This is a genomic window from Streptomyces sp. NPDC058335 (genome assembly GCF_042723915.1).
Classification (GTDB): Bacteria; Actinomycetota; Actinomycetes; order Streptomycetales; family Streptomycetaceae; genus Streptomyces.
The window spans coordinates 471,325-480,884 of record NZ_JBHXHX010000004.1 but is presented as its reverse complement, the minus strand read 5'-3'; the positions used below and the strand labels follow the sequence as shown (position 1 = coordinate 480,884).

Genomic DNA, 9,560 nt, shown 5'->3' with positions numbered 1-9,560 from the left:
GCGCCGACCGGCGCCGGGCGGGCGCCCGTTTCCGACGGGGCGGCGACCGGGCCGGACGCGACTGGAACCCACGGGGTCCGGCTGAGGCGTCCGCTCCCCGTGCTGAGCGGCCGGCCGCGCCGACGGGCATGGGCGGCCCGGTCCAGCCCGATGCCCGATGCCCGATGAGGGTCGGTCCCGGTGATCCGCTCGCGCACCTTTCGGACGCCCGTGCTGCCGTCCGCCCCGAGGGCACTTCCGGCCGGCCCGCTCCGGCGGCCGACGCCCCTCTCGCCCGGCGTCGCGCAGCCTCAGCTTCCAGCCGGTCGCTGCGGCCGTGCTCCTGCTCCGCGCAGCGGGCCCCGGCAGCCCCAACCGGTGGACCAGTGTCACCGGGGCCCCGCCCCTCACTTGCCCGGCGACGACACCGGAACCGCCAGCGGCCGGGCCAGGCCGGCCACCGCTTCGTCGAGGCGTTGCAGGTGGCGTAGGACGCGGTCGGTGACGCGCCCGTAGCGGGGGATGCCGGGCGTGCCCGGGGCGAGGAGGGAGGCGACGCTCGGGCCGGTGCGGATCTCCGCGGTGCTGCGGTCGTCGGCGACGCGTGCGGCGATGGCGCCGATGTTGTGCAGGATGCGCTGCCCGGCGCCGCGCAGCCGGGGGTCCGCCGCGATGGACGGGTGGGTCGGCAGCAGCTCGGCCGTGGCGGCGAGCGACCTCGCGTGGTAGGCGCAGGTCTCCAGCAGGGCGACGACGTACTGGGCGGTGTCCCGCCGGGTCCGCAGCGGGGTCACCGGATGCGTCAGCGGCTGGGTCGCGGAGCGCAGGTCGGACAGGGCCTGGTCGAGTTCCCGGGCACGGTCCAGCAGCTCGGTCGGCGGCCCGCCGCTGAGCTGTTCCACTGCGGCCTCGGTGACATCGGTCAGCCGGTCGAGGACGGTGGTGAGCAGCTCGTCCGTCCGCCGGTCGGTGCGCACCGGCAGCACCAACGCCGCCGCGACCACCCCACAGACCACTCCCAGCGCCGTCTCCTCCACCCGCAGGACCAGCACCTCCAAGCTGTAGGTGTGCAGCAGCGTGTAGAGCACGCCCAGCGCGGCGGTGACGAAGAACGACATCAGCGTGTACGACAGCGGCGCCGTGTAGAACATCGCGAACACGCACAGCAGCACCACCGCGAACGCCGTCCAGGTGTGGTGGCCGACCAGTCCCGCGAGCCCGATGCCCGCGACCACGCCGAGCGCGGTGCCGAGCAGCCGCCGGTATCCCTTGACCAGGATCTCCCCGGTGGACGCGGTGTTGATGAACACGATCCAGCAGGTCAGGACCGCCCAGTACCAGCGGTGGGTGGACAGCAGTTCGCCGCCGACGATGGCCAGCGCCGAGCCGACGGAGACCTGGACGGCCGCGCGGGTGGTCGGTCGCAGCAGCCCCGTGGGCTTCTCCGCGGTCTCCTCCTCGGCCTCCGATCCGCCGATGGCCGCGTCCTCCGCGTCCAGCTCCTCCCGGGAACGGGCCGTCGCGGGGCTGTCGTCGGACTCGTCCTGCGGCCCGTCGAGCGCGATCCGCAGTCCGAGCACGGCGCGGGCACTCTCACCGACGCCCCGGAACACGTCCCGCACGGCTGGTGAGGCGGGCGGCAGGTTCTCCTCGTCGCGGTAGCCGAGCAGCCGGTTGCGGATCTGCGCGAGCCCCGTGCCGTCGCCGACGGGATGCCGTACCAGCAGGCGCAGCGCCCGCAGGTCGCGGCGGAGCACGTCCGTCGCCTCCTCCCGCACGGGCAGACGGCCGGCCTCGGGGACCGGTGCGCCCGGCAGATGCAGGGTCAGTGTGTCGGCCCGCTCGGCGCTGCGCGCCGTCAGCAGGAGCAGCCCCAGCCGCTCGGCGGCGATCTCCGCGTCGGCGACACGGCGCTGCACCAGCCGGGCCGTGGCCTCGTCCGGCGTGCCCTCCTCCAGCCGGCCGTGGATCATCATGGCCGTCTCGTGCAGCCGGGCCGTGCCCGTGCGGACGTGCGCCAGCGCCTTCTCCACCTCCTCCGGACCGGCGTCGAGCAGCTCCAGCTGGGCGTCGAGCAACTGCGCGAGCCGCGCCCTGAAGGCCTGCCGCAGCCGCAGCAGGATCCCCGCCGGCGTCTGCGGCACCAGCACGAACCGGGCCAGCGCGCTGCACGCGAAGGCGACGGCGAGGACCCCCCAGAGTCCGGGCAGGATGTGCCGCGTGGCGCCCACGAAGAGGGACAGGAAGTAGACCTGGAAGCCGATCAGGCCGAGCGCGGTGCCCCGGTCGCCGAACCGGCGCCCGTACACCGCGCAGAAGATGAGCGCGACGAAGACGATGTCACCGGCCACCACGTGCGAACTCAGCAGCGCCGCGAGGGACACCGAGGCCAGTGCCACGGGCAGCCCCAACGCGAGGGTGACCGCCTGCGGGCCGCGCTGCTTCTCCCGGACGGCGAAGGTGGCGACCATCGCCGCGATGGCCCCCGCGACCAGATGCGTGACGTCCGCGCCCAGCAGGGAGAGCACGGCCAGCGTGAGGGTGATCGCGCCGACCGTGCGCAGCCCGGCCGCGAGCCGCAGGAGCCCGGGATCGGATGCCCTGACCCGGTCCCGCACCCCTGCCGCCCGCGCCCGTGCCGCCGCCTTCACGCCGCGTACTCTCCCGCCCGTCTCAGCCGGCCTCGGGGCGCCCGCCCTCCACCTGCGCCCGCACCTGCTCGGGCGTCAGATAGGTGTCGGTGTACTCGAAGTCCTTCAGCTTGGCGGGCCGCCTGGCCTGGAAGCCGGTGCGGACGAAGTCGTCGCCCGCGACCGCGTTGAGCGTCCAGTTCGTCAGCACGCGCGCCTTGGCCACGCCCGTGCGCAGCGCCGCCCAGTGGTACCCGCGGGCCACCACCTGCGCGGGCAGCCCGCGCAGCTCGATGCCGAGCGGCTTGGACACGGCGTCGGTGCCGCCGAGGTCGACGACCAGCCCGAGGTCCTTGTGCGCGTACGGCCGCATCGGCCGGCCGCGCAGATGCGCGATGACGTTGTCGGCGGCGACCTTGGCCTGCCGCATCGCGTGCTGGGCGGTCGGCGGGCAGATGGCGCCCTCCTCGCCCTTGGCCTCGTCGGGGACGGCCGCGGCGTCGCCGAGCGCGAACACCCCGTCGTGGCCGGGCAGGTTCATGTGCGAGGTGACCGAGAGCCGCCCGCGGACCGTCTCCGCGCCGAGGGTGGCGATCAGCGGGCTCGCCACGACACCGGCCGTCCAGATCAGCGTGTGGGTCGGCACCACCCGGCCGTCGGTGAAGGTGACCTCCTGCGGTCCGGCCTTGGCGATGGACACTCCCAGCGACACCTCGATGCCCCGCCTGCGCAGCACCTCCTGCGCGCTGCGGCCGAGCTTGTCGCCCAGTTCCGGCATCAGCTTCGGGGCGATGTCGATGAGGTGCCACTTGATCAGGCTCGGGTCCAGCCGGGGGTAGCGCTTGACCGCGTTGTGGGTGAGCAGTTGGAGGCAGGCGGCGGTCTCGGTGCCGGCGTAGCCGCCGCCGACCACCACGAACTGGAGCCGGGCCGCCCGCTCGGCGGGGTCGTTGCTGGCGTCGGCGAGATCGAGCTGGGTGATGACGTGGTCGCGGATGTAGGCCGCCTCCGCGAGTGTCTTCATCCCGAAGGCGTGGTCGGTCAGCCCCGGGATGTCGAAGGTGCGGGTGACACTGCCGGGAGCGAGCACGATGTAGTCGTACGGCTCGTTCACGATCTCGTCGGTGATGGTGCGGATGACGCAGACCTTCGACTCCAGGTCCACGCCGATGGCGCCGCCCGGGATGATCCGGGTGCGGTACTTCTTGCTGCGGCGCAGGGACAGCGCGATCGACTGGGGCGTCAGCACCCCGGAGGCGACCTGCGGCAGCAGCGGCAGATAGAGCTGGTAGGCGAACGGTGTCACCAGGGTGACGTCGGCCTCCGCGGCGGCGAGTTCGCGTTCCAGGCGTCGAACGCACCCCACTCCCGCGAAGCCCGCTCCCACCACCAGGATCCTGGGTCGTGTCACGATGTCCATCCCTTTCTGCGGCTCCGGGCGGTCTGCCTCGACGTGGTGCGGGTGCCCACCGGGCGGCCTCTTCGCACACCGTCGATCCCACCGCGACCGGAGCGGTCGCGCCAGCCGGACGGAGCATGCAGACGAACGTTTCTCCTGAGGCCCCGTGCTACCCGCAGAACGACCCGTGTACGCCCTTGTCCTTCGGGTAGGCCCGACGTACATGACAAGTGCGGTGGCCGGAGGGCAGCGGGTGTGGAGTGCGCGGAGGGCTCCGACGACGACCGGCGGGAGAGCCGGGTGGCACAGGCCAGGAGGGTCGTCGACGCGGTGGAGAGCCTCGTGGCCGACTGGCTCACGACGGCCGAGGAGGCCACGCCGCGGCTGCCCGCCCGGCAGTTGCTCGCCCTGCGGACGGTGCGGCACACGCCGAAGCTGAACCTGACCGCCCTGGCCGAGCGGCTCGGTGTGGGCCTGCCGACCGCGAGCCGCCTCTGCGACCGTCTGGAGGCGGCCGGCCTGCTGGAACGCAGCGTCCAGCCGCGCAACCGGCGCGAGGTGCAGCTCGTGCTGACCCCCTACGGACACCGTGTCCTCACGGACGTCACCGAGCGGCGCGTCCACCGCCTGGTGACGGTCCTCGAAGCCATGGCCCCGGCCCAGCGCACCGCCCTGGAGCAGGGCCTGTCCGGCTTCCACCAGGCGCGCACCGCCCACCACCGGCCGACGGCGCCCGATGGCTGACGGGCCGTGGGCCGCCCGACCTCAGCCCGTCCGCACCGTCCCGCTGTCGATGTGGCACAGCAGCAGGCATACGTCGTCGTCGCGTTCGGAGTCGCTCAGCATCGGGTCCAGGATGCGCTCGGCCGCGCCGTCGAGGTCCGCGTCCAGTTCACCGTTGCCGAAGGAGCCGAGTGCCGCCGCGAGCCGTTCTATGCCCGGGTCTATGCCCTGTGCGCGCCGCTCCACCAGCCCGTCGGTGTAGAGCGCCAGCGTCGAGCCGGGCACCAGGGGCACCGTGTGGTCGGCGATCTCCTGGTGCAGCGGGATGCCCAGCATGGCTCCCGGCTTGGCGTCCAGCGGGCGCACCCGGCCGTCCGGGTCGCGCAGCACGGGCGGCGGATGCCCGGCGGCCGCCCACGTCAGCACCGGCTCACCGGGCTGGAAACGGGCGATGACGGCGGTGGCGTAGAGATCGGGCTGGAGGTGGTGCAGGAAGGTGTGCAGCCGGGTCAGCAGGACGCCGGGGCTGCCGCCGTCGACGGCGTAGGCCCGTAGCGCGGTGCGCAGCTGGCTCATCATGACGGCCGCGTGCAGTCCGTGCCCGGTCACGTCGCCGATGACGGTGATCAGACTGCCGTCGGGCTGCCGGAACGCGTCGTACCAGTCGCCGCCGATGTTCAGCCCGTACGTCGCCGGCAGATAGCGGGCCGCCAGGCGCAGGCCGGGCGTGGTGGGCAGATCGGTCAGCAGGGCGCGCTGGAGCGTCTCGGCGATGTCCCGGTTGTGCTCGAAGCGGCGTGCGTTGTCGAGCGCGATGCTGGCCCGCCGGGTCAGCTCGATCAGCATGACGGCGTCGTCCGGGTCCCAGCGTTCGCCCGGCGGCGTCAGCGTGAGCACACCGATAGGCGCGCGGCGCGTCGGCAGCGGGATGCACAGCAGCGGCCGGCCGGGGTGCAGCGCCGACGGCGGCTGGTCGTCGACGCCGGGCAGCCCGCCGGGGTGGCCGGCGGCGTACTGGGGGCGGCCCGTCCGGGCGGCGACCACCGCGGCCGCCGGGCGTGGGGCGGGCGACTGCGGATCGCTCTCGGAGTCGAACAGCCAGACGTCGACCGTGCGCGCGTACTCGGGCACGAGCAGCTCGGGCAGCCGGCGCACGATCTCCTCATGGTTGAGGGAGGCCGTGAGCACCGCACTGGCGTCCGCGAGGAAGGTCAGCCTGCGCCGGGCGTTCTCCGCCTCCTGACGGGCCGCGCGCTCGGCCGCGAACGCCTCGCGCTGGGCGCGTCCGGCCGCGTCCAGATCGGCGTGCAGCGCGAGGACGCCCTGGTTGGTCTGGTGCAGCTCCTCCCGGTGGAAGGCGACCAGCTCCTCCTGCTCGGCGAGTCGGTCCAGCACCAGGGCGGTGTCCTCGTCGGCGCCCAGCAGGGCCTCGGCGAGGACACCCGGGTCGTCCGCCACCCCGGCGCACACCGAGGCGTCGGCCGGCTCGGGGCAGGGCACGGCGAGGTGCCACGGCGGCTCCGCGGTCGCGGGGAGCGGGGCGACCTCGACGCGCAGCATGCCCGCGCCGGCCTCCAGGCCGAGCCGCCAGCCGCCGCCCTTGGTCAGACACTGGCGCAGCCGCCCGCTGAGGGCGGTCGCCAGCCGGGTCCGCTCCAGTGGCACCACGCCGTAGGCGGCGGCCAGCCGTGCGGCGGCGATCCGGGCGCGCGCCGCGTCGGTGACGGTGGTGATCTCCCAGGTGCGCATCATGGGCGGTCCGGCGGGGTCGGGGACAGGACGGCCACGGCGGTGTCGTCACGCACCGGGCGGGCGGAACTGCTGGTGTCGCGCACGGTCACCGCCGCGGTCACCGCGGGGTCGGCCGTCGCCGGCCGGGGGTCGCCGGGCGGCACCCACCGGCTGGGCAGTCCGTCGCTGTGCAGGACCAGCAGACGGTCGGCCGCCCACGGCGCCACCGTCTCCGGCAGCCTCGCGGGCCGGTGCACGCCCACGATCCCGGGCCGGGAGACCAGATGACGCCAGGAGTCTCCCTCGCGCAGCCGCGCCCCCACGTTGCCGATCCCGGCGAACCGCAGCCGCTCGGACGGTACGTCGAGTTGCGCCACCGCGACCGCGGCGCCCCGGGTGTCGCGCAGCGCGGCGTGCAGGCGGTGCAGGATCTCGGCGGGCGGGAGATGGGCGCTGCGGTGCACCTCGTCCACGGCAGCCGTGGAGGCGCGGGCCGCCTCCGAGCCGTGGCCCAGCCCGTCGGCGAGCATCAGGGTCAGCAGGTCGCCGGCCCGCACCCAGGTCCAGGCGTCCCCCGAGCACGCGGCGCGGGCGAAGGGGATGTTCACCCCGCCGGCCCGTGCGGGTGCCGGATCGCGGGGGTCGGTCCGCGCGGCGGCACCGAGCCGGGCCAGCGCGACCGTGCCGTGCCCCGGGACGCTGTGCAGGTCGAAACCGTCGGACACCCGCCGGCACGTTCCCAGCCCGGCGCCCAGGGAGCCCGCCGTGGAGAACCCGTCGCCGAACGCGGTCGGCACGTCGGGCATGCCGGGACCGTGGTCGACGGCCGCAATCTGCACGACGACCCCACCCCGTCCGGCGGGCGGCGGGACCATGTCGACGAGGAGCTGCCCGCCGCGGGCGTGCTTGAGGAGGTTGGTGGCCAGCTCGGTCGCCACCAGCGCGGCGGCCGCCGTACGCCCCTCGTCGAGGCCGACGAGCGCCGCGGCCTCCTCCGCGGCCACACGCGCGTCCCGCACCCGCGTCGAGTCGTGCACCGGCACGTCCCACACCCGGGGCATCACAACTCCTCGCGCGGCCGGGGCGTCCGGGTCGCCCAGGAGGTCACGGTGACCGTCGTACCGGCACCGGGCGTGCTGTCGATGGCGAACTCGTGCACCAGCCGCCGGGCGCCGCCCAGGCCCATGCCGAGGCCGCCGCCGGAGGTGAAGCCGTCGCGCAGGGCCTGCTCCACGTCGGGGATGCCCGGCCCGGAGTCGGAGAACACCAGCCGCAGCCCCTGGGCCCGGCCGTCGGTGAGCGGCACCGCCCGCATCTCGCCGCCGCCGCCGTACACCAGGGTGTTGCGGGCCAGTTCGCTGGCGGCCGTGACCAGCTTGGTCTGTTCCACCAGGCCGAAGCCGAGCGCGGCGGCGGCCTGCCGCACATGCTGCCGTACCCACACCAGGTCCAGATCGGAGCGGATCGGCAGGCGGGTCTCGACGCCCGCGGCCGTCCCGCTCACCGAGGCTCCCGGCGCGGGCCGTCCGGCACCGTGGCGTCCACCCGCCCGAGCAGCTCCAGAGCCGCCTCCGTGCTCAGGGCGGTCCGCAGGCCGGGCAGGGTCAGGCCCAGCTCCACCAGCGTGAGCGCGACCGCGGGCCGCATCCCGGCCACCACGGTCTGCGCGGCCAGCAGCCGTGCGTTGGCCGCGATCTCGGCCAGCACCCGGCCGAGGAAGGAGTCGACGATCTCCACTCCGGAGATGTCGATGATCACGCCGGTCATCCGGCTGCCGGCGATCGCCTCCACGATGTCCTGCCGGAGCTGCTCGGCCGTGCCGTCGTGCAGATCCCCCTGGAGGGTGACGAGCAGGACGTCACCCAGTCTCAGTACCGGCACGGGGGCCCCGCCGACGCGGGAGAAGTCGTCGTTCACCGGTGACCCGCACCGCCGGGCGTCGCGTGCACGATGTCGGCGCCCAGCCCGTGCAGGGCGTAGGCCAGGGCGTCGGCGAGACCGGCCCGGGTGATGACGGTGCCGAGGTCGAGACCGAGGTGCACGATGGTCTGCGCGATCGCGGGCCGGATGCCCGAGACGACGCACTCGGCGCCCATCAGCCGTACCGCCGCGACGGTCTTCATCAGGTGCTGCGCGACCAGCGAGTCGACCGTCGGCACCCCGGTGATGTCGAGGATCGCGTACCGGGCCTGCTGGTCGACGACCGCTTCCAGCAGGGTCTCCATCACGACCTGGCTACGCGCGCTGTCGAGCGTGCCGATGAGCGGTACGGCGACGATGCCGTCCCAGAGCCTGATGATCGGCGTGGCGACCTCCAGGAGTTGCATCTGCTGCCGGTCGATGAGGGACTGCACCTCCGTCAGCGCGGTCTCCATGACGACCAGCCGCAGGGTGCCCATCAGGACGGTCAGGGTCTCCGTGGACTCCCGGACGCGGTCCGCCGGCGCGTCCGGCAGGTCGGCGACGAGCAGGTTCACCACGGGTGCCCGCAGCGCGTCCACCTCGCTGGAGACCTGCGCGGTGGACATTCCGGACCGCGAACGGGCGGCCGCCATCCGCGCCAACTGCTCGCGTACGACCGTGAATCCGGCGCTGTCGGAGTCCTCCACCCGCCCGGAGGCGGCGACCTGGGCGAGGGCGTCGACGACGCTGCGGCCCGCCTCCACCGCCTCGTCGCGCGAGACGGTGAACACGGCGCGGAACAGGGGTTCGTCGGCCCAGCGCTGGGCGATCTGCTCCCGCCGGCGGTTCAGGAAGGTCCCGACCTCGTCCGTCGGGCTTGCGTGCGGTGCGGCCGCTTCGTGCTCCGGCACTGCTTCACTCCTCATCTGTTGCTGCCACCGTGCACCGGGCCCCGGCCGGTGGGACGGCGTTCGACCTCCGTGGCGGCCGGACCTGCGCCGACACCTGTGCGGCGCCCGTCTCCGCCCCGCTCACTCTCTTGCCCGCCCCACATAGTTGTCAAATGGCAACTGTTGTACGGCCGTGGGGGGGGCGCCCCCGCCCGGGCGCGGGGGGGGGGGGGGCCGGGGGCGCGCGGCCGGGGGGGCCGGGCGCGGGGGGGGGGCGGGGGGGGTGAGGGGGGGGGGGGGGGGCCG

The 9,560-nt window shown here is 74.6% G+C and carries 8 protein-coding genes; 1 reads left to right on the top strand and 7 read right to left on the bottom strand.

The window, feature by feature from the left end; genetic code table 11:
- Window positions 1-386 precede the first annotated feature (386 nt).
- Both ACFWJX_RS10270 and ACFWJX_RS10265 read right to left on the bottom strand, forming a co-directional pair.
- Window positions 387-2,630: an FUSC family protein gene (locus ACFWJX_RS10270; RefSeq protein WP_383239674.1), complete on the bottom strand. Its 2,244-nt coding sequence runs from the start codon at window positions 2,628-2,630 to the stop codon at window positions 387-389.
- Between the two features lie 22 nt (window positions 2,631-2,652).
- Complete coding sequence (locus ACFWJX_RS10265) at window positions 2,653-4,029, bottom strand: NAD(P)/FAD-dependent oxidoreductase (protein WP_383239672.1); 1,377 nt, start codon at window positions 4,027-4,029, stop codon at window positions 2,653-2,655.
- Between the two features lie 234 nt (window positions 4,030-4,263).
- Between ACFWJX_RS10265 and ACFWJX_RS10260 the strand changes: the two genes are divergently transcribed.
- Window positions 4,264-4,752: a MarR family winged helix-turn-helix transcriptional regulator gene (locus ACFWJX_RS10260; RefSeq protein ID WP_383239669.1), complete on the top strand. Its 489-nt coding sequence runs from the start codon at window positions 4,264-4,266 to the stop codon at window positions 4,750-4,752.
- Window positions 4,753-4,773: 21 nt separating this feature from the next.
- On the opposite strand, the gene ACFWJX_RS10255 is transcribed toward ACFWJX_RS10260, so the two are convergent.
- Genes ACFWJX_RS10255 through ACFWJX_RS10235 form a run of 5 tightly spaced genes read right to left on the bottom strand, consistent with a single transcriptional unit; the run spans window position 4,774 to window position 9,275 of the window.
- The gene (locus tag ACFWJX_RS10255; protein ID WP_383239666.1) at window positions 4,774-6,483 is read right to left on the bottom strand and encodes a PP2C family protein-serine/threonine phosphatase; all 1,710 of its coding nucleotides are present in this window, start codon (window positions 6,481-6,483) and stop codon (window positions 4,774-4,776) included.
- Window positions 6,480-7,523, bottom strand: a complete 1,044-nt coding sequence (locus ACFWJX_RS10250; protein ID WP_383239663.1) for a SpoIIE family protein phosphatase — start codon at window positions 7,521-7,523, stop codon at window positions 6,480-6,482. The genes ACFWJX_RS10255 and ACFWJX_RS10250 overlap by 4 nt, the downstream gene beginning before the upstream one ends.
- Complete coding sequence (locus ACFWJX_RS10245) at window positions 7,523-7,966, bottom strand: anti-sigma regulatory factor (protein WP_383239660.1); 444 nt, start codon at window positions 7,964-7,966, stop codon at window positions 7,523-7,525. The genes ACFWJX_RS10250 and ACFWJX_RS10245 overlap by 1 nt, the downstream gene beginning before the upstream one ends.
- Window positions 7,963-8,379 (bottom strand): STAS domain-containing protein, encoded by a 417-nt coding sequence (locus tag ACFWJX_RS10240; protein WP_383239658.1) that lies wholly within the window; start codon window positions 8,377-8,379, stop codon window positions 7,963-7,965. The genes ACFWJX_RS10245 and ACFWJX_RS10240 overlap by 4 nt, the downstream gene beginning before the upstream one ends.
- Window positions 8,376-9,275 (bottom strand): STAS domain-containing protein, encoded by a 900-nt coding sequence (locus ACFWJX_RS10235; protein WP_383239655.1) that lies wholly within the window; start codon window positions 9,273-9,275, stop codon window positions 8,376-8,378. Before ACFWJX_RS10235 ends, ACFWJX_RS10240 begins: the two co-directional genes overlap by 4 nt.
- Window positions 9,276-9,560: the final 285 nt, after the last annotated feature.

Excerpts from the sequence above, each read along its gene's own strand:
- ACFWJX_RS10265 (WP_383239672.1), bottom strand. The coding sequence starts at position 4,029 with ATGGACATCGTGACACGACCCAGGATCCTGGTGGTGGGAGCGGGCTTC.
- ACFWJX_RS10255 (WP_383239666.1), bottom strand. The coding sequence starts at position 6,483 with ATGATGCGCACCTGGGAGATCACCACCGTCACCGACGCGGCGCGCGCC.
- ACFWJX_RS10250 (WP_383239663.1), bottom strand. The coding sequence starts at position 7,523 with ATGCCCCGGGTGTGGGACGTGCCGGTGCACGACTCGACGCGGGTGCGG.